Source organism: Mycobacterium sp. NGS15 (assembly GCF_059813245.1).
Window position 1 is genome coordinate 1 of sequence record NZ_JCALEF010000004.1, and the last position, 20,105, is coordinate 20,105.

Annotated in this window: 17 protein-coding genes and 1 tRNA gene; 9 read left to right on the plus strand and 9 right to left on the minus strand. The window is 63.0% G+C overall.

Annotation, left to right across the window (positions count from 1 at the left end):
- The first annotated feature begins 181 nt into the window (after positions 1-181).
- Positions 182-3,112, plus strand: coding sequence for an MMPL/RND family transporter (locus tag AC5Y5C_RS11080; RefSeq protein ID WP_499971920.1), 2,931 nt, complete (start codon positions 182-184; stop codon positions 3,110-3,112).
- Here the strand turns inward: AC5Y5C_RS11080 and AC5Y5C_RS11085 are convergent, their stop codons facing one another.
- Positions 3,113-3,742 (minus strand): TetR/AcrR family transcriptional regulator, encoded by a 630-nt coding sequence (locus AC5Y5C_RS11085; protein ID WP_499971922.1) that lies wholly within the window; start codon positions 3,740-3,742, stop codon positions 3,113-3,115.
- Between the two features lie 184 nt (positions 3,743-3,926).
- On the opposite strand from AC5Y5C_RS11085, the gene AC5Y5C_RS11090 reads away from it, so the two are divergent.
- From AC5Y5C_RS11090 to AC5Y5C_RS11100, 3 genes are all read left to right on the plus strand, one after another.
- Positions 3,927-4,841 (plus strand): MBL fold metallo-hydrolase, encoded by a 915-nt coding sequence (locus tag AC5Y5C_RS11090; protein WP_499971924.1) that lies wholly within the window; start codon positions 3,927-3,929, stop codon positions 4,839-4,841.
- 44 nt (positions 4,842-4,885) lie between these two features.
- Positions 4,886-5,254 (plus strand): SpoIIAA family protein, encoded by a 369-nt coding sequence (locus AC5Y5C_RS11095; RefSeq protein ID WP_499971928.1) that lies wholly within the window; start codon positions 4,886-4,888, stop codon positions 5,252-5,254.
- Positions 5,255-5,412: 158 nt separating this feature from the next.
- Positions 5,413-5,937: a hypothetical protein gene (locus AC5Y5C_RS11100; RefSeq protein WP_499971929.1), complete on the plus strand. Its 525-nt coding sequence runs from the start codon at positions 5,413-5,415 to the stop codon at positions 5,935-5,937.
- Here AC5Y5C_RS11100 and AC5Y5C_RS11105 read toward each other — a convergent pair whose 3' ends face one another.
- Entirely contained in the window at positions 5,938-6,408 is a 471-nt protein-coding gene (locus AC5Y5C_RS11105; protein WP_499971930.1) for a MarR family winged helix-turn-helix transcriptional regulator, read from the minus strand.
- A gap of 84 nt (positions 6,409-6,492) precedes the next feature.
- Here AC5Y5C_RS11105 and AC5Y5C_RS11110 point away from each other — a divergent pair, with 84 nt between their 5' ends.
- A complete protein-coding gene (locus AC5Y5C_RS11110; protein ID WP_499971932.1) occupies positions 6,493-7,149 on the plus strand; it encodes an MspA family porin in 657 nt (218 codons plus the stop codon).
- Positions 7,150-7,511: 362 nt separating this feature from the next.
- On the opposite strand, the gene AC5Y5C_RS11115 is transcribed toward AC5Y5C_RS11110, so the two are convergent.
- Complete coding sequence (locus tag AC5Y5C_RS11115) at positions 7,512-8,339, minus strand: N-acetylmuramoyl-L-alanine amidase-like domain-containing protein (RefSeq protein ID WP_499971934.1); 828 nt, start codon at positions 8,337-8,339, stop codon at positions 7,512-7,514.
- A gap of 504 nt (positions 8,340-8,843) precedes the next feature.
- Between AC5Y5C_RS11115 and AC5Y5C_RS11120 the strand changes: the two genes are divergently transcribed.
- The 3 genes from AC5Y5C_RS11120 (at position 8,844) to AC5Y5C_RS11130 (ending at position 11,730) form a co-directional block, all read left to right on the plus strand.
- Positions 8,844-10,907: a GIY-YIG nuclease family protein gene (locus tag AC5Y5C_RS11120; protein WP_499971936.1), complete on the plus strand. Its 2,064-nt coding sequence runs from the start codon at positions 8,844-8,846 to the stop codon at positions 10,905-10,907.
- A 72-nt stretch (positions 10,908-10,979) separates the two neighbouring features.
- Positions 10,980-11,270: a hypothetical protein gene (locus AC5Y5C_RS11125; RefSeq protein ID WP_499971938.1), complete on the plus strand. Its 291-nt coding sequence runs from the start codon at positions 10,980-10,982 to the stop codon at positions 11,268-11,270.
- 172 nt (positions 11,271-11,442) lie between these two features.
- Entirely contained in the window at positions 11,443-11,730 is a 288-nt protein-coding gene (locus tag AC5Y5C_RS11130) for a hypothetical protein (RefSeq protein ID WP_499971940.1), read from the plus strand.
- A 143-nt stretch (positions 11,731-11,873) separates the two neighbouring features.
- Here the strand turns inward: AC5Y5C_RS11130 and AC5Y5C_RS11135 are convergent.
- From AC5Y5C_RS11135 to AC5Y5C_RS11160, 6 genes are all read right to left on the minus strand, one after another.
- A tRNA-Ala gene (locus AC5Y5C_RS11135) sits at positions 11,874-11,946 on the minus strand.
- Positions 11,947-12,001: 55 nt separating this feature from the next.
- On the minus strand, positions 12,002-13,267 hold the full coding sequence (locus AC5Y5C_RS11140) for an MFS transporter (protein ID WP_499971942.1): 1,266 nt from the start codon (positions 13,265-13,267) through the stop codon (positions 12,002-12,004).
- Positions 13,264-14,895 carry a phosphoglucomutase (alpha-D-glucose-1,6-bisphosphate-dependent) gene (gene pgm, locus AC5Y5C_RS11145; protein WP_499971944.1) on the minus strand — a complete coding sequence of 544 codons (1,632 nt, stop codon included), beginning with the start codon at positions 14,893-14,895 and terminating at the stop codon, positions 13,264-13,266. The genes AC5Y5C_RS11140 and pgm overlap by 4 nt, the downstream gene beginning before the upstream one ends.
- Positions 14,896-14,944: 49 nt before the next feature.
- The gene (locus tag AC5Y5C_RS11150) at positions 14,945-15,268 is read right to left on the minus strand and encodes a YbjQ family protein (RefSeq protein WP_030097012.1); all 324 of its coding nucleotides are present in this window, start codon (positions 15,266-15,268) and stop codon (positions 14,945-14,947) included.
- 26 nt (positions 15,269-15,294) lie between these two features.
- On the minus strand, positions 15,295-16,800 hold the full coding sequence (locus AC5Y5C_RS11155; RefSeq protein ID WP_499971946.1) for a carboxylesterase/lipase family protein: 1,506 nt from the start codon (positions 16,798-16,800) through the stop codon (positions 15,295-15,297).
- Positions 16,801-16,857: 57 nt separating this feature from the next.
- A complete protein-coding gene (locus AC5Y5C_RS11160) occupies positions 16,858-18,378 on the minus strand; it encodes a carboxylesterase/lipase family protein (protein WP_499971948.1) in 1,521 nt (506 codons plus the stop codon).
- A gap of 261 nt (positions 18,379-18,639) precedes the next feature.
- Between AC5Y5C_RS11160 and AC5Y5C_RS11165 the strand changes: the two genes are divergently transcribed.
- Positions 18,640-20,103 carry a glycoside hydrolase family 183 protein gene (locus tag AC5Y5C_RS11165; protein ID WP_499971950.1) on the plus strand — a complete coding sequence of 488 codons (1,464 nt, stop codon included), beginning with the start codon at positions 18,640-18,642 and terminating at the stop codon, positions 20,101-20,103.
- Positions 20,104-20,105: the final 2 nt, after the last annotated feature.

Genomic DNA, 20,105 nt, shown 5'->3' on the forward strand with positions numbered 1-20,105 from the left:
GGGGGACTCCTCACGGCCTACGGAACGCCACAACGATACGATACGATTCGTTTCGATACTGCCACATTGAGAGATCTGAGGATGCCCCGATGCCAGGAAATGCGGCCTTACCAGCGGCAAACAATCGCCGCCTCCGCTATGTCCTGCACGCGGTGACCCGCCGGTGAGTCACGGTAGAAGCATGGCGTTCGCACGGCTGGGCGCACTGGTGGTCCGCCACGGGGTGTGGGTGCTGTTGAGCTGGCTTCTGGCGGCAGGCACGGTGAATATCGCATTCCCACAGCTGGAGACTGTTGTCCGCCAGCAGTCCATCTCCGTACTCCCCCACAATTCTTCGGGCATCCAGACGCTCTCACGGATGGCCGACGCGTTCGACGAGAACGGAATTCAGACCGTGGTCACGGTCGCGATGGGCGATCAGGAGGGGCTGGGCCCAAGCCAATCCAATCTTTATCGGCGACTGCTGGATTCACTGCGCACCCATCCGGAATTCTTCCCTGCCGTGCAAGATCTGTTGAGCAACAAGGACACTCGCGAGCAAGCTGTCAGCAAGGATGGCCGGGCGTGGTATGTGATGGTGGGTTTACGCGGGGCGATCGGTTCACCAGAAGCTGCCGAATCGTTGCAGCGGGTCAAACAGATCACCGCCGACACCTTTACCGGGTCGACGGTGACAGCGCACGTCACCGGCCCGGTCGCATCCCTCGGCGACACGTTCGAGGCCGCCCACAGTGATCTGGGCAAGATCTCCCTTGCCACCGGCGTTCTCATCGCGGTGATCTTGTTGCTGGTCTACCGCTCGCTGATGACCGCGTTGCTGCCCCTTTTCGTCATCGGGGTCTCGTTTGCGGTTACCCGCGGTGCCGTGAGTGGACTTGGCCTGGTGGGGCTGCCAATCTCGCAGAACGCAGTGTCATTCATGACTGCGGTGCTGCTAGGCGCAGGAACCGACTATTCAGTCTTCGTCATCAGCCGCTACCACGAAGGACTACGCAAGGGCCTATCCCCGGCCGCCGCAGTCGATACGGCACTGGCCTATACCGGAAAGGTCATCGCGGCGTCCGCGGCGACCGTGGCCGTCACATTCGCGATCATGGCCTTCAACGACCTTGAAGCGCTGTCGACGACGGGTCCGGTATGCGCCATCGCCGTGGTGGTGGGATTCGCAGCATCGGTGACGTTGCTCCCTCCCCTTCTGGTATTCGCGGCCAAACGCGGCAAGGCACTGCAGCGCAAGGATATTACGGCACGTCATTGGGCTCGTGTCGGAATTCTGTCCGCCCGCAAGCCTATTCCGACACTAGCCGTCAGTGCCGCTCTCCTGGTCCTGCTGGCAAGTTGTGCCGGACTAATCCGGCTGAGTTACAACGACCGGGACAACCAACCGGTCGACACCGACAGCAATCTTGGATACGCGCTTCTCGACCAGCATTTCCCGAAGAACCTGATCATCCCCCAGCAGCTGCTCATACAGTCACCCGATGACTTACGTAATGGTCAGGCCCTGGGCGACCTCGAGCAAATGGCACAACGCATTTCGCAACTGCCCGGGGTGACTGCGATCCGCGGAATCACCCGACCCACCGGCGCCAAGCTCCAGGACGCCACCTTGGCCGGGCAGACCGGGAAGATCGCTGAGGGCATCGATTCCTCTCTGGGACAAGTCAAACAGAACCGCGGGCAACTCACTGAGCTGACGCAGGGCGCCGACCAGCTTGCCGCGGGGCTGCGCCAATTGCGCGATGCACTCGGTGCGGCAATGCCGGTGCTCACGGAATTGTCGTGGGTCACCGACCAATACCAGGTTCTGGTCAGTAAGCTCGGCGACGCCAAGCCGACGGTCGACCGACTGACCTCGCTGGGACCGGCATTCGACTCCGGCATCGAGGCGGTACGCCGGGCAGCCGGGGCCGTGGCTCCAGTCAACGATGCGCTCCGCGCGACCGAACTATGCACCTACGACCCGCAATGCGCACGGGTGCAGGAAAACCTTCAAGCACTGATTAGTTTGCAAGAGAATGGCTTTCTCGACGGGTTGGTGTCGTTCCGTGACACCCTGGTATCTGCCACCGGCGCTACTAAACTCTCCGATCTGTCGTCGGCGTTGTCGACTTCCATGAACCGTGCGGGAAAAGGCCTGAACCTGCACACCAACGGCGGCCTCCTCGCCCAGGTGAAGCAGATGGTCGCCGGAATCAACGCTCTCAGCGATGGCGCAAGCCGACTGGCTGGCGGCGTTCACGCGTTAGTCGACAAGAACCTGGAGATGGCTGAGGGCATGGGACAGATCGCGGCCACTCTCAAGATGATGAACACCGAGGCAAGTACCCCTACACTTTCCGGTTTTTATCTGCCGCAGAACACATTCGATAACACCGACTTCAAAACGATGGCCAAATTCTTCGTCGCAAAGGACGGAAAGTCGGTCCGCTACATCATCGAGACACGTCTTGACCCCTACAGCGCGGACGGAATGAATCTGGCGAGACAAGTTAAAGCCGTCGCCCAACAATCGCTGCCGAACACAAGTATCGCCGACGCCGACGTAGGCGTCACTGGATTCGCGTCAATCTACGACGACCTGAAAACCACTTTCACAGCTGACTTTACGAGGGTGATCGTGGTGACTGTCGCCATCGTCGGCCTGATACTCGTCGTGCTGCTGCGCAGTCTGCTGGCCCCGCTGTACCTGATGGCCACCGTCACTCTCACGTATCTTTCTTCGCTCGGTCTGGCAGTGTTGGTATTCCAAATCCTGCTAGGCAAAGACATCTTTTGGGCAGTGCCGGCGATGGCCTTCATCATCCTGGTGGCGGTCGGCGCCGATTACAACATGCTGCTCATCTCGCGGCTCCGCGAAGAGTCCGCCACCAATATCCGGGTCGGTGTCATCAGGACGGTCAAGCACACCGGATCCGTCATCACGTCCGCCGGCCTCATCTTTGCTGCCAGCATGTTCGGGCTCATGTCGAGCAGCCTGCTGACGATCACGCAAATCGGATTCGTCATCGGCTGCGGGCTGCTACTCGACACCTTCGTGGTGCGCACTCTAACCGTTCCGGCCATCGCTGTCCTACTCGGCAAAGCCAACTGGTGGCCCGCGAAGCAATAATTACGACTGCTCGATCCGCCGCAAGTAAGGGGCAATAGCAATCCGCGCAGCCCGTTCCAGCGTCTCATTGGTCGGCGCAGGCGCACCGAGCAAGACATGCGCCAGCACGGGCCCGGATGCCATGCCCAGAAGCAGAAGCGGATCAACCGAACCGTCCAGTTCGCCCCGGTCGATCGCCCGCTCGATCACGACCGTCGGCCAGATCATTCGGCCAGCAACGTACTCACTCACGCTGGGGTCCAAGGCGGCAAGGTCACTCCTAAGGTGCAGCAGTATCGTACCCACCACTGATCCAAAAACACTGTCCCGCATGAAAATTCCCAGTTCAACCAAATCCATGACAATATCGCCGGTATCCGGTAGTTCGGGATACTGAATCTGGTCCATTGCTTCGATGATCAAGACCGCCTGCGACGGCCACCACCGATAAACTGTGGATTTCCCCACCTTTGCGCGATGTGCCACCGCCTCGATGGTCAACGCCTTGATTCCGACTTCTTCGATCAGCGCCAACGTCGCCTGCAGAATCGCGACCCGTGACGCCTCACTCCGAGGACGTCCCTGCCGAGCCGAATCGCCCTCATGCGAATCCCGCTGCGATGCCACGCTTCCCTGCCGATCGGTAACCATATCGACCACCAGATTAGGCCACACGGGTAGAACCAACCTGACGATGCGAGAACCGACCGTTGCGCATGAGTAGCGGCTCCGACGTCAACCACGGACTACGGACTTCCAAGGGTTCGGATCGCCGTACGGGCCGCCAGGCTGATCTTGATAAGACACGCGGCCCAAACAGTCAGCAGGAGAAAACATGACCTTGGACAACGCCACACATCTCGGGAGCCTAGGAGTGGATGAGCTGGTTCCCTCACGCTACGCAGTAGACGTCGGCGATATCGAAGTGCTGGTGATCAGCGATGGGGTGCTGCCGATTACCGCCTCGACGCTGGCCACCAACGTCGAGCCGGCCGAACTGGCGGGCTGGCTCGATGGCATGTTCCTACCCCCAGAGGTGGTGGACTGGCCACTCAACGTTGTGGTGGTGCGCAGCGGCGAACAGACCATTCTCGTAGACGCCGGGCTGGGGCTGGAGTTCCCGGACTTCCCGAGGGCCGGGCAGACGGTCGCGCGATTAGAGGCCGCGGGCGTCGATCTCGCATCGGTGACCGACGTGGTGCTCACCCACATGCATATGGACCACGTCGGCGGGCTACTCACCGAGGGGCTGAAGGAACGGCTGCGTCCGAATCTGCGGGTCCACGCGGCGACCGCGGAAGCCGAGTTCTGGGTGGCACCCGATTTTTCCCACGTCACCATGCCGGAGCCGATTCCGGACGTGCTGCGCAGGGTCGCCACGCAGTTCTTGGACCAGTATCGCGGCCAGCTGCAGACGTTTGAGACGGAGTATGAGGTGGCCCCGGGAGTCCTCATCTCTCGCACCGGCGGCCACACCCCTGGACACAGCGTGGTCCGACTTGAGTCGCGCGGGGCGAAGCTGACGTTCGCCGGCGATGCCGTGTTTGCACCCGGGTTCGATAACCCCGAGTGGCACAACGGCTTCGAGCACGATCCCGAGGAGGCGGCCCGCGTGCGAGTGCACCTCCTGCGCGAGCTGGCATCGACCGGCGAGGCGATGGTGGCCACCCACTTGCCATTCCCGTCCGTCTGCCACGTGGCCACCGCGGGTGACGCCTTTCGCTGCATACCAGCCACCTGGGATTACTGACCTGCCGTTCTTGCATAACTCTCGAAGATTGGCACGATGGAAGGGTGATCGAAACACTCACTGATATGCCCGAAGGAGTGGTGGGATTCCGCGTGTCCGGCAGGTTGGCCGGCGATGAACTGCGCGAGTTCACCCCGACTATCGAACAATCGCTGACATCCGACGAACTACGGGTCGTGGAAGTCATCGCGAGTGACTATGAGGGCTTTGGCCCGGGCGGGCTGGCCGAAGACCTGGAGCTGGGCTTCGGGATGCTGTTCCAGCGTCATTCGGCCTTCAAGAAAATCGCGGTGGTAACCGACAAGGAATGGGTAGCGCATACCTTGCACGTGCTCGGGTGGATGGTTCCCGGTGAGATCGCATTGTTCGGCCTCGACAAGCTGGATCGCGCGAAGACATGGGCCGCGCGCTGAAGCTCTAAACAGAAATCGGGTAGCGCACTACTCGCGCCCGTGGCCTCGGCGAGCTCATACCGTCGCATCACCAACGTTCGGCCGAACAAGAGAACCGATCTATCGCAATGGCCCTGCGCTGGTTGGATATTCATCCAGCGACGAAAGGCGCGTGCACCATGGTCCTCATTCCGAACTTCGAAAGTCAGTCACACTTCTTTACTCCAGTAGCGTTGGCGGTCAACGAGCAACAGCCGGTGTCAATTGCCGATCAGCGCTTCGTCTTCCAGACGAACGGCGTTGCCATCGTCAATATGCCCGGACAGAGCAGCGTGGACTGGTCGCGGAATCAAGCGTTGATCTCACCGAACATGAGTGATGCATTCAAGGCGATCACCACACGACACAACATCCCGATTCCAGCGGGAACCTTCCCCTGGTTCCAGGTGGACAGCGCCATTCCCTTCGCCACCCTGAGTTCGATCTTCGATCGGCATCAGGCGATAGACGCTGGATTCGCTGTTGACCGTTGGCGTTTCCGGACACGAACCGGCACCGCAGCGCAACCCGGGCAGACGATCCACAGTCTGTTCGACGGCCTGCTCGTAGATTTGGCCGTCCGTGACAGCGACGCGGTGATCCACCGAATCAGTTACAACATCACGATGCAGGGCAGGATCCGGTTCGTCACCGGCCTTACGTGATCAGTCCCCGTCGATCCGGGTGTCCCCAGACCCCGCCAGGAATGCCTTTTCGAGTAGCACAAACAGTTCACATCGCTGCGTTGCACTCAAGGCGGACAGCACACGGCCCTCCGCGTCTCTGAGCACCTCGATCATCTCGGCGTTCCGGCGCTTTCCGAGCGCAGTCATCACCACATCGTGGCGGCGGCGGTCCTCCGGGGACCGCTGACGCTCAACGAGGCCAATGGCTTCCAGATCGTTCAGAAGCCCAACCATGGTGGTCTTGTCCACTCGCAGGGCTTCGGCGAGATCCGCCTGAGACTGCTTGCCGACCACATCCAAGACGTTGAGCACGCCCATATGAAGCAGCCGCAGTGCGTGTTTACCCAGTTCGGCATCCACTTCGACATGCATTCGTCGCACGAGGATCTCGAACAGGGGTCCGAACAACCCCTGTGGCCTGGGGTAATCCTCCGGCGGAAACTCGTTCATAGGCCCAACAGTACATCGATGCAGATGATCTGCTTTAATCAAATCGTTAGTTCTACACAAACGATTTGATTGGAGGACTTCATTGTGGGCAGATCCACGCGATCCGGCGTGATCGCCGGATTGACCGCGATGACGATCGGGTGGGCCCTCGCGACATCGGCGACCAGCTGGGCCGCCCCCATCGAGATGGCTCCGCAATCGAGCCAACGCACGACCATCGATGGCTGGCACCTGTCAGTTGCCCTCTCGGGCGAGGTCATCAACGCGGTACCGAACTTGGCCGGTGCACAGAACTCTCGCGAGGCGTTCATGACACTGTCCGCGCAGGCGAATATCGGGGGCAGTGGGAGCAATCCCGTCACCGCGGCCAACTTTGTCGCGGGCTACCAGGTCGGCTGCCAGATCGACGTATCGCAGGGTCTTCAGATTGGCGGCACCGGCCAGTTGGCGGGATCGGTCGGGGCGACCATCAGCGGCCAGCCGGGAGTGCAGGCGGGCGGCACGGGAGCGATCGGCGGCTTCGTGCAGACCGACCTGCAGCCTGGCGTTATCACCACCGTCGCGATGGGCACCATGCCGGTGACGGCAGGCCTAGGTCGACTGGACATGCAAGATGTCCACTTGAAGGTGGACGCCTGCGGCGGCCCAGTGACAGTGCGCTCCTACGCGACGTTCGCGGTCGCCAGTGCGGTTCAACAAACACAATTGTCCGTGTACGGCGACCCTTACGTCCTGAACTAGGAGCGATAGATGTTTTTGTTCAACATAATTCGACGGCATGGCAGTTCCGCACTGCTCCTGGCCGCCACCCTGACGCTGTCCGCCGGTACCGGCATTGCACACGCAGACCCAGGCCCGGTAACACCTCCACCCCCACCGGTGATCGGTCCGTTGCAGTACGGGCCACCGGGATACCCTGCGGCAGTAGGGGTTCCACTACTGCCCCCAGGACGCGCTGGTGTGTCTGCATCGGCCGACGCCCTGAGCCCCGCAGCATCAGCTCCGGCTCCGGCCAACTCCTCGCGCGGGATCTCTGGAGTACACACGACGGCAGATGCTCTGAGCCCCAACCCCTAGCCAGCGGCAGGCGCCGATGCAGGTCTTCAACGAGTCGGCCGTAGCACGACAATTCCCGGGACCGTGCCCAGATACTCCCCCAGTGGCGTGTCGACGACTTGGTTGTTCGCCCTCAACGACGAGGCGTTGCGCAGCACCGGCCCCGTCGGCGTGTGCAGGAAGATTCCCACATGCGTGACGTCGAGCCCGCCGGCCACAGCGTAGGCACCGAGGTAGTCACCGTCACGAAGATTTGCGATGACACCATCGGAGACACGGGTACCCGGTAAATAGACGACCGTGCGTGACCGAGGCGGGAGCCCGGGAAGATAGGTGCCGCCGGACTCCTTCAGGTTGAGCATCTTGGCGGTCTGCTCCGTGGGTGCGCCCAGGCTCGCTGTCACATCGGTGGCGTTAACTGGCGCATCGGCGGCCCAATCGGTGAAGAAATGGCGGCGCTGCGTAAAGCTGATATCGCCCCCGCGATAACGGATCTGGGTCAGTTGGGCGATGAAATCGGCACTGTTACTAGACCGCTTCAGCGCTTCGACATAGTCGGCATACGTGAAGCAGTCCACGTGCGTGAGTTCTACGACCAACTGCTCGGGCACGGAGGCGGATCCGATCAGGGTCTCGGCACCGTAGGGCACATGCAGAAAAAGCGCCGATACCGCGGCGCTCAGCTGCGTGGGACTCCCGGCCGCGACGCGGTTGCGCTCGGTGAGCAGCTCTTGGAGGCGACGTTCGTTCGCCGGGCTGATATGCGCGGCGTCGGCCACAGCAATAGGAGTCGCGCACAGTGCACATATCAGTGCGAGCAACGCAAATAGGCAGAAGTGAAGCGGATCTAATGCTCGGCGCATCGTCGTCGTCATGACCTGACGCCTTTCATCCTGCGAGCCCGGACAGCCATCATCACACAACGAACGGATCTCCTTCACCGTCGTGCTTCTGTGAGTACGGAGGTTCGGCCGACGGCGGCAGCGGCGACATGCCGCCATTGCCCGAACAGCTTGAAGGCGTCTGTAGCGAACTACTTGCCGATCCGCTGTTAGAGTTCTGGCTGCCCCCGCGCTCACCTCACCCCCCCGATGGTTCGAGCGCGGGGGCACCTTTGTCATTTCTCAGCACTTCCGCTGCCTTCGCACCGGACCGGCATACCGGGACACGGTTAGGTGTTTGCGGCCAGGTAACCGAGAAGTTCCCTGACGATGAATCATTACCCGAGACGCCGTGGAGTGACGGGTCCCGCTGGGCGAAGTCTGTGCAGATCGCTGCCAATTTATTGATAGTTTTCTATGCATCCAGCGCAGGCGATCCAAAATTACCGACTGACTACGAGTTTCGCATGTCAAGATCCGGGCGTACATTACTTTGCTATGTCCGATAACAAGACTTCCCGCATCAGTAAGGGCAAGCTTCTTTCCGTGCGAGAATGCCACCGGATATGGCCCGCAGGTCGACAAGAAAGCCTTGATCAAGGTTTCCTGGAGGCTCGACCAACGAGGTTGCCCTCGGCGCTGAAGGCGCTGGCTGCCCTAGCCGCGGTCGCGATCCCACTCTCGGGTGTGCAGCCGTCGGCGGCCATAGAGCCGGTGGTCTCGGCCGCTGAGCAGTTTGGGCGTGCAGCCACCGCGGCATTCTCGACCTCCGAACTCGGCCGAGAGGTCGCGGGAGATGCGGTATTGCCTCCCATGCAGCGTGCAGCGGGGATCCCGGCCGACACCGCAGCGGGCTGGAATCTTCCGACAACTGATGGCCGCACAGTGCAGCTGGTGCCGCCCGGGGGACTCGGGTCCGGTGAGATCACCCCGGTGGGGCAAGTCGTATATCCGGATGCCGGTGCGGGATATGACCTAATGGCCGAGAACACCGCAATCGGCAAACGGATGGTCACCCGTATTTCGGGGCCGGAGAAGACCCGCACGGTCACGATGTTTTTGCGTACCCCCGCCGGTACCGTGATGCTCGCCCACACCAACGGCTTCCTGTCCGTCAACAACGCCACCCCGACGGCCGAGACACTGGCGATGTTCGCGCCCTCAGAGGTCCGCGATTCCAAGGGCGCGTTAGTGCCCTCGGCGTACATCACCCAACAGTTGCAGCCCAATCTCTATCTGCTGTCGCAAGTGATTTCGCCCGATGCTTCCACGGTGTGGCCGGTGTATGCCGACCCGTTCGGTATCGACATCCCAAACCCGATCACCGCCGCCAAGAACGCCGCCGCGTCTGTGGCCAATGCCGGTGAGCAGTTGGTGAACAAGGCTGTCGAGGTCGCCGCCCCGGCCGTGAAGGCCTTCGCTGCCGCTAATGCGCAGTTGGCCTCTCAAGCCTGGTCGGGGATTAAGACGGGCGCCAACTATGTCAAGGAGAATCCGCTAGAGTTCGCCCAAATCGTCGGCGGCACAGCACTTGTGGCCTCGGGGGTCGGCTCTGGCTTCGGAGCCGGACTGATCACCAGCGGCGTGTCCGGTTTGGTCAACAAAGCCGCCGAAGCCAACCCCGATAACCAATGGCTGCAAGCTGCAGGCGTGGTTACCGAGGCCACCACCTATATCGGCCCCGGCGGCATCACCAAAAAGGGCATCCAAGAAGCCGCTTCCCTCGCCAAAACAGGTGTCGAAAAACTCGCCCCGAAACTGACAACGAAAGCCGACGACGCCGCCAAAGCCGTCGTACCCACCCCTCCGACCAAACTCGCCGACGACATCCCCACCTCAGTAGGTAAGACACCCGAAGTTCCCAAGGCCCCCAACGCGCCCCCTGCCAGCGCGCCAAAGCCATCAGATATGCCGAAGACCAGGCCAGGCTCCCCGGCGGCCAAGCAGGAAGCAGTTCCACCCCAGGAACCGAACTGCAGCTGCCTAACTTCGGATGCACGAGGCGGCGTCTACCGGCTAGAGAATCCGACAACGAAACAGCCAATCAGAACCGGCATGACCAATGATCTTGCTCGCCGCGAAGCTGAGCATGCACGATCCTCCCGACAAGGCAAGCTACCCGAGCATGACTTTGTTGTTGAGCACAAATCTGACGACCGTGCCGAACTGCGCGGCCTCGAGCAAGAAGTCAAAGAGAAATACTCCGCCACCGCGGACCGCGCAAATGGCGGATTCAACAAGGTCAACGGTATCAATCCCAAAAGTTCAAACAAGAGCCAGTACGAAAGCGCGGCAAAGCAGCACCACCAGACGGCGCAACAAGCACGTTCCCAGCAGACCGAACATGCAAGCGAGGTGACCGATAAGCAACGTTCGCGAGCTGTTGAGGGGGCCCGAGCACAGAACAGCACTGCCGCACACAGTGGCAGCAGTGGAAGTAGCTCTACCTCTTCGACGCATCATGACGGCAGTGGCGGTTCACACTCCAAGAGCAGCGGCAGCAAGAGCAACGGCAAGGGCAAGGGCAACCGCGCCAAACGCTCTCGCACAGGCCGTCACTAGCATGGCTGTTGAAAACGAAAAGGTGTTCGGCCTGGCGAACAGGCGAGCATCTATGGAAAGGCGGGCACTCTTGTGACTGAACAAGCGGTGATCATCGAATGGGACATCGAACCGCCTCTGGAATTCATCTTTGAAGCAGAAGATCAATTGACAGAAGCCATATCCCCTCGCGACCTGGGCGAAGTAGACGGTAACGAAATCGGCAACGGCACCGCCACCATCTACCTGTATGGACCTAGCTGCGACGAAATCTGGAAAGCGATCGAACCCATCGCCCGTCGATTCTCACCCAGTCCCGCACGAGCACTCATACGCGCCGGTGGCCCGGATGTTGAGCCCCGCCAGATTGCGTTGGCGCAGTAGACAACCGCGCCAAACGCTCCAAGACGGAACGCCACGAGACCATGGCGAGCGCCCAATCAGTGGACCCAGCGAAGTGAACATCCTGATCCGCTACGACCTGAGCTGACACCAGACCGAGAGTGAGACCCTGCCCCCTGAGAGCGTTGTCAGACCCTCGGCGTACAACTAGCCAATGGACGCCAGCAGGGCCACTCGCGAGGTCATCGAAGAGATGTCAAACTTTTTCCAGCTGACCCCCCGCAACGTCACGATCGGTACCGGCGGCGAGACCGAAACCCAGGTCTACACGCAGGAAGAAATCGCCAGCCACATCGCCTCGACTCTCATCGACAAACTCAGCGCCAAAGGATGCCTAGTGGTCGAGCTGCCACGGGTCGAGGGTGGACGAATACGGCAGCCGGACAGTCCGACTGCCGATCACCGGGCAAGCATGGGCGTGCGGCGAAGTGCGCGTCGATGAACGGCACGACCGGCTCAACATCGTGGACATCCCAGCACGGCTGCCCGTTGACGACGGCCCCACGGTCGCCGCCGCTCTACTGGCCGCCCACGCCGCCGCCCGCCCATACCAAAAAATCCCAGGTCGTTGACCTGGGATTATTGTGGAGCTAAGGGGACTCGAACCCCTGACCCCCACACTGCCAGTGTGGTGCGCTACCAGCTGCGCCATAGCCCCATATTTAGTTGCGTGCTCGGACGAAGTTACACCACGGCGACGGGCTCTCAAAATCTCAGCGCTCCGGCCCACCGACATCCTCTGCTACTTCCTGCATACTCCTAACCTGCGGTGACGCAAGTCTCCCCAGCGTCTCGGGCGCAAAGATCCACGCCACCGCCGCGATCAGGGGCATCGCACCACCCACCACGAACGCCCATCCGTACGACGTCTGCTCGGCGATCACCCCGGCGACCACGGGCCCGATCACCAGCCCGATATCGGACGTCATCTGGAAGGTGGCCAGGGCCGTCCCCGCCCTGCCCCTGCTGCCCACCACGTCGGCCACCGCGGCCTGCTGCGGGGAGGCATACAGCCCCGCACCGATCCCCCCGACGAGCGAGAGCACGATGAGCAGAGGCAGCGATGACACGAAGCCCATCGCCACCACGGTGGACCCGCACACCACCAGGCCGGCGACCACGAGCGGCTTGCGCCCGATGTCATCGGACCACGCCCCCGCGAGGAAGGCCGTGGACACATCCCCCGCTGCGAATGCGGCGAACACCAGCCCTGCCGCGGCCGGTCGCTGATGCAGCACCTCGATCACAAATAGCGGCAACAGCGCGCCGCGGATCCCGAAGATCGCCCATCCTGCACTGAAATTCGACATCAGGGCGGCCAGGAATGTCCGATGGCGCAGTGCGGATGTCAACGTCACCGGGGTGCCGTGATGTTCGTCGGCGACTTCTAACAGGGTGGAGCGCCGCAGCCCGAAGAACACCAGCACGACGACAACGACCAGCGCTGCGGCGTAGATGATGAAGGGCGCCGAAAGGCTCAGCCCCACAACGGCACTACCCAAGGCCGGCCCCGCCACCATGCCGAGCAGAAAGCTCGACCCGTACAGGCCTTGCGCACGTCCGCGAATCTCCTCGGGTGCTATGCGCACCAGCAGCGCGGCAGCCGACACGGTGAACATGGTGGAGCCGACACCACCGAGCGACCGGAACACCAGCAGCTGCCAATAGCTATGGACGAAGGCGCAGATGCCGGTGGATACCGCGACGATCAGCAGCCCGGTCATGTAGACCCAGCGCTCCCCCAGGCGCTGCACCAGTGCGCCGGCGGCCGGTGCGAACAGCAACCGGAACGCGGCGAACGAGCTCACCACTGCGGTCGCCGCGGTGACACTCACCCCGAAGCTGCGGGCGTATTGCGGCAACGCGGGCGCCACCACGCCGAACCCGAGCGCGATCACCAGGCTCGCGACAACAAGAACCCATATCTCCCACGGCAGGCGCGGTCTGACGTCTGTGTCGTAATCGGGACAGCCACTCAACCGATCACCGATGAGACCACCTCGCGGGCAGCGTCCTGCACCTGCCGCAAGTGTTCTGCACCCTTGAACGATTCCGCATAGATCTTGTATACATCCTCGGTGCCCGACGGCCGGGCCGCGAACCAGGCGTTTTCGGTGACAACCTTGAGTCCGCCGATCGGCGCCCCGTTGCCAGGCGCGTTCGTCAGCTTGGCGACGATGGGCTCACCGGCCAGCTCGGTGGCGCTCACCTGCTCGGGCGAGAGCTTGCTCAGCACCGACTTCTGCGCACGGCTCGCGGGCGCATCGACACGGGCATACGTTGGGGCGCCGTACTTCTCGGTCAGCTCTGTATATCGTTGCGACGGTGTGGCTCCCGTAACCGCCAGGATCTCCGAAGCAAGTAATGCGGCGATGATGCCGTCCTTGTCGGTGGTCCACACCGACCCGTCACGACGCAAGAAAGAAGCCCCGGCACTCTCCTCACCGCCGAAACCGATTGTCCCGCCGATTAACCCGTCCACAAACCACTTGAATCCTACCGGCACCTCTAGCAACGTCCGGCCCAGCCCCGCCACCACCCGATCGATGATCGACGAGCTGACCAGCGTCTTGCCCACCGCAGTCTCGGCGGCCCAGCCTTCTCGGTGACTGAACAGGTAATCGATGGCCACCGCCAGGTAGTGGTTGGGATTCATCAATCCCGCATCGGGAGTCACGATGCCGTGCCGATCCGAATCGGCGTCGTTCCCCGTCGCAATCTGGTACTTGTCCCGCGATGCCACCAGCGAGGCCATCGCGTCCGGGGAGGAGCAGTCCATCCGGATCTTGCCGTCGTGGTCCAGCGTCATGAACCTCCAGGTGGCATCCACCAGCGGGTTCACCACCGTCAACTCCAGCGACCACCGGTCGGCGATCGCGGCCCAGTAGTCGACGCTGGCCCCGCCAAGTGGGTCGGCGCCAATCCGGATTCCGGCATCCTTGATAACCCCGAGGTCGACCACATTGATCAGATCGTCCACATACGTCTGCTGAAAGTCATACCGCTGCGCGGATTTCAGTGCCTGCGCCAACGAAACCCGCTTCACCGAGCGCCATCCCGAGCGCAGAATCTCGTTGGCGCGGGCGGCTATCGTCCCGGTGGCATCGGTGTCGGCAGGCCCGCCGTGCGGCGGGTTGTACTTGAATCCGCCGTCCCGGGGCGGGTTGTGCGATGGGGTGACGACGATCCCGTCGGCCAGTCCCGTCGTCTTGCCGTGGTTATGCCGCAAGATGGCATGACTCACCGCCGGGGTCGGCGTGTACCGATCCCGCGAATCCACAGCCACCACAACGCCGCTGGCGTCCAACACCTCCAAGGCGCTCGTCCATGCCGGCTCGGAGAGCGCATGGGTGTCGCGGCCGATGAATAACGGCCCGGTGATGCCCTGCGACGTCCGGTATTCGACGATCGCCGCGGTGGTGGCGACGATATGCGCCTCGTTGAAGGCGCCGTCTAGGCTGGCCCCGCGATGCCCCGACGTCCCGAAGGCGACCTGCTGCGCGACGTTCTCCGGATCGGGCTCTATCGCGTAATACGCGGTCACCACCTGGGCGATGTCGATCAGGTCTTCCGGCTGGGCCGGCTGTCCGGCGCGCGCATTGCTCACACGCCCGATTCTGCCCGGATCAGGTGAACCGTGTCTTACCGACCGCCCGCTATTGGAGGGGCTGAATGCCGACAGCTGTCCCGTATGCGCACACCTCGACGCCCGTATTGGCGTACTCGGTGGTCTCGAATCGGAACGCGACCACGGCGTTGGCGCCGCGCGACTCCGCCTCGGCGGCCAGCCGCGACAGCGCCTCACGACGGCTCTCGTGCAGCAACTGGGTGATGCCCTTGAGCTCACCACCGGCGATGGATTTGAAGGAGGCGGCGAGGTTGGAGCCGATGTGCCGCGACCGCACGGTCAGACCGAAGACCTCGCCAAAGACCGCGGCGATCTTGTATCCGGGGATGTCGTTGCTCGTCACGATGATCATGAGCCCAACGTACCGCCGCCCGCCCACTAGGCGATGGCGGCGACGTCCTGCCAGAGCGGGCGCCGATCACCGTCGGGATCGCTCTCCACACGCGACGGACTGTCGATGATCAACACCTGGCGGTCCGGCAGGGTGTATGTCGGCCAGCCTTCACCGGGCGCCCCGGTGCGTGCGAAGGTGAGCCAATGCCTTTGCATCTCGTCACTGACGACGCGTGCCTGAGCGCGGTCACTGCGCCCCGCCAGGAACGGTGCGGCCACGGTTCGATAGGTGCCGAAGACGGCGAGTAGCTCGATGGCATGGGTGGGTCCCAGTCCGTAGCGACGTAACGCCCGCGTGGCGTAGTCGTACCGGTAGAAGTAGACCGGCGCATGCCGGCCGTGCGCCTCGGCCACGCGCCAGGCCGCCGATCCGAAGGCCAGGTCGCCGGCGAGCTGTAGGAGCACCTTCTCCGACGGGTAACCGTCGTAGCCATTGATGATCCGCTGCACATACTCTGGACCACCCTTGGACAGGGAATGCTCCAGTGCCTCCGGCGTGATCGGCAGAATTTTGAGCATCTTGGTGAAGAGGGTGGCCTCCTCGGCGTTATACCCGATGATAAGCGGAACACGATGTGCCTCACCGCGTTCCAGCGCCTCGTTCGGATCCAGAGGGAGCACATCACCGTCGATGCTCGGCCCGAACCGCAGCGATAGCCCCGGCACATGTTTGGCTGTCCCCATCAACCGGAAGAAGGCTTTGACCAGCTGACGCGGCTTGGCGGTCAACACCGTTTCGGCGGCGTTGGAGTCCGTCGCGCCCAGGTAGTTCACGAACTGGCGTGCATTGACGGCGGCGTCCTCGGGACGGATTACGAGACCGGAGGCAGTGCTCTGGCAGATGGCACGGTGGAAAAGTCCCGCCGCCGAGGGCACCGCGAGCAGGGTGTTCACCGCATGCGACCCGGCGCTCTCCCCGAAGATCGTCACATTGTTCGGGTCGCCCCCGAACGCCCCGATGTTGTCGTGCACCCACCGCAACGCCAGCACCAGGTCACGCAGATACAGATTGCTGTCAATCCTGTGCTTCTCGTCGGACAGCGACGAAAGATCCAGCGCGCCAAGAGCACCCAGCCGGTAGTTGACCGAGACGTAGACACATCCCTGCCGCGCCAGGCTCGCACCGTCGTAGAGCGGCGTGGCCGAGCTGCCCAGGAAGTACCCGCCGCCGTGGATGAAGAACATGACCGGCAGCGGCCCGGTGATCGGGCCCTCGGGGGCTACCACGTTAAGCGTCAGGCAGTCCTCGCTGAGCTTCTGGGGCTTGCCGGGCAGGATGATGGCGTAGCGATGCTGCTGGATGGAGGCGGCGCCCCAGGTGCGGCACTTACGTACCCCGGTCCACGGCTGGACCGGACGCGGCGCACGCAAGCGCAGGGGACCCACCGGCGGCTCTGCATAGGGAATTCCACGGAAGCGGTGCACACCGCCCCGAGTGAACCCTTCGACGGTGCCGTTGACGGTGTTGATGCGGATGGGCTTCTTTGCCATCGGCACATCTTAGGACCGGAGCAAGGACACCAACCGGTTGGCCCACAATGCCCCGATTCAGAGAGTGAGACTGAAACCTTCCCATGCCGTGCGCCTGGTGGCCTCCGGGTCCAGCTCCACCCGGGTGGCGTGGTCGAACACCATCACGGCGCGATCCGGGGGTTCATAGGCGGGCCAGCCATCTGCAGGAATTCCACTGCGCGCAAACGCAAGCCAGCGGCGCTGTACATCATTACTGACCCGCACGGCATCCCGGCGGCCGATAGCCCCGGCCATCACGGTACCCATCGCGCCGCGATAACTATCGAACACGGCGAGCAGTTCTGTGGCATGTGTGGCGCCCATCCCGGCCATCCGCAGCGCCCCAGGTGCGTAGTCGTACCGGTAGAAGTACACCGGCGCGTACCGATGGTGGGCCTCGGCCATTTGCCACGCCGCCGTGGAAAAGTTCATATCGCCGGCGAGCTTGACGCGCGCGGAGCCTGCCGGGTACCCCGGATATGCCGCCACGATGCGGTCACGATGGACGGGCCCGCCGCGCATCAGCATTCCCTCCAGCGCAGTCTCGGACAGCGGCATCATCTTGAGGACCCGGGTAAATAGTTTGGCCTCATCGGCGTTGTGGCCAACTATCAACGGAACACGATGTGCCTCACCGTGTTCCATCGCCTCAATGGGATGGCGGGGCAGGTAGTGGCCGTCGATGCACGGACCGATCGCGAACGATCCGCCCGGCATGTTCGCCACGATGTCGGCGATGAGGGTGTTGAGCGCCGCCCCGAGTTCGGCAGGCGTGGTCTGCAACACGGTCAGCGCGGCCGTTTCCGGTGTGGCACCAAGGATTTGTGCAAACTTCTGTGCGTATAGCGCGGCCGAGTCGGCGGGCACTGCCATACCGCTGGCGGTGCTCTGGCAGATCGCGCGGTGAAACAGGCCCCCGGCGGCGGGAGTGGCCATCAGCGTCTCCACGCAGTGCGCGCCCGCGCTTTCCCCGAAGATCGTCACATTGTTCGGGTCGCCGCCGAATGTGCTGATGTTGTCGCGCACCCACTGCAGCGCCAGCACGACATCGCGCAGAAACAGGTTGCCATCGATGGTGTGACCGGCGTTGGACAACGATGACAGATCAAGGGCGCCCAGTGCGCCCACCCGGTAGTTCACCGACACATAGACACACCCACGCCGGGCCAGCGAGCCGCCGTCGTACAGCGGGGTGGCCGAGCTGCCCAGCAGATAACCGCCGCCGTAGATGAAGAACATGACCGGCAGCGGCTCGTTGGACGGGCGGTCGGGAGTGACGACGTTGACCGTCAGGCAGTCCTCGCTGGCCCGCTGGACGCGTCCGGGCCCCAACACCCGGTAGCGACGCTGCTGCGGGGCCGCCGCGCCGAATTCGGTGCAGTCGCGCACGCCGTCCCACGGCAGCGCCGGTTGCGGTGCCCGCAGCCGCAGCAGTCCGATCGGGGGCCGGGCGTAGGGAATGGACCGGAAGCGCCGCACGCCTCCCCGCACGAAGCCTTCGACGGTTCCGTTGGGAGTATGCACGCGGACAGTGGGCATCTTCGACCCTGAAGCCATGGTAGTCAAGATAGCTGTCCGCGACCTCAATCGCGCCGTTGATGGGGGAAGTCCAGGTAATTCGTCAGCAGCAACACCGACGGCAACAGATAACTGATCGCCGCCTTCAGAAATCGGCGAACGCGACCCGGCGGATTTCGGCCCGGTCACGGGAACATACCTATCGATGCACCAGTAGCCACATCAGCCCCACAGGCCACTATCGTCACGGGAGTTAATTGCTGACGTCGCGATGACGTCCTGCCCCCGGGAAGGTCTGAGATGTCGAGGCGTCGCCGAATCTCCGTGGTTTTGATGACCTCGGCCGTTATCGGATCAAGCGTCGCGGTCGATGTCTCCCCGTTGGCCTACGCCGATCCGTGCACCGGCCCCGCCGCGGGTCTGCAGCCACCGACGCCCGTCCCCGATGACGGCATGCCCGGTCAGGCTCCACCGATCGGGCGCCGGCCCACTGGCGCCAACGACAAGGCACCCCTGCCGGAGCTGGGCAAGCTGCCCCTGGCCATCCTCAAGCAGGTCCTGCCGCAACAGAGCGCCAAGAAGAAGCCCGGATGGGCGCAGGAGATGGCACGCCCCGCCCTGCCCAACCCGCCCGAGCCCGGCTCACCGAACAATCTGCAGGACCAGCAGGCCGCTGCCGTCGCGCCCGCCCCGGCACCCGCGGTCGGCCCAGCCGCCGAGGCCGCCGTCTCCCCGTCGACCTCCGTTGTCGGCTGGGTGACCGGCGTGGACACCGGCGCGAACACGCTGCAAAAGTTCAGCATCTCCGGGACCGACCTCGGAATCATGTGGGATAACGGCGATTCCGCCGGCCGCCAGGTTCTGATGGCCTTTGGCGATACCTACGGATATTGCGGGATGAAGAGCCAGCAGTGGCGGTACAACACCCTGCTGCGCACGCAGGACAAGTCACTCTCGCGCGGCCTCGCGGTGGCCGAGGGATCGACGTCCAACCCGTACGCCGGTTCTCCGCAGTCACGCCCGGGTTACTCCAAGCAGATCATCCCGCCCATCAAATGGGCCGCCCAGGAACGGGGCATCATTCCCACGGCCGCCATCTCCGTCGGGCGCACTCAGTACATGAACTACATGTCCATCAAGAGCTGGGACAGCGCCGGCGAATGGACTACCAATTACTCGGCCACCGCGGTCTCCAACGACAATGGCCAGAACTGGAAGACGTTCCCGCAGAGCGTCCGTCCCGCCTCGCCCGACGCCATCAGCCAGGTCCCGTTCACCCCGGGAAATGAGAACTTCCAGCAGGCCGCCTACGTCAAGGGCAACGACGGATACATCTACATCTTCGGAACCCCTGCCGGGCGAAGCGGATCCGGCTTCGTGTCACGCGCGTTGCCGGGGAACCTGCCCGACGCCGCCAAGCATGAGTTCTGGAACACCGACCGGGGCTCCTGGGTACCCGGTGACCCCAACGCAGCGACTCCGATCATCTCGGGCCCGGTCGGTGAGATGTCCGCGCAGTACAACACCTACCTCAAGAAATACCTGGTGATGTATGGCGACAAATCGGGCGACGTCCTGCTCTCGACCTCCCCCGCCCCGCAGGGCCCGTGGAGCCCGCCGCAGGTCCTCGTCACCGAGTCACAGATGCCGGGCGGGCCCTACGCGCCGTACTTGCATCCGTGGACGACCGGCAAGGAGCTGTACTTCAATCTGTCACTGTGGTCGGCGTACAACGTGATGTTGATGCGCACGACCCTTCCGTAACG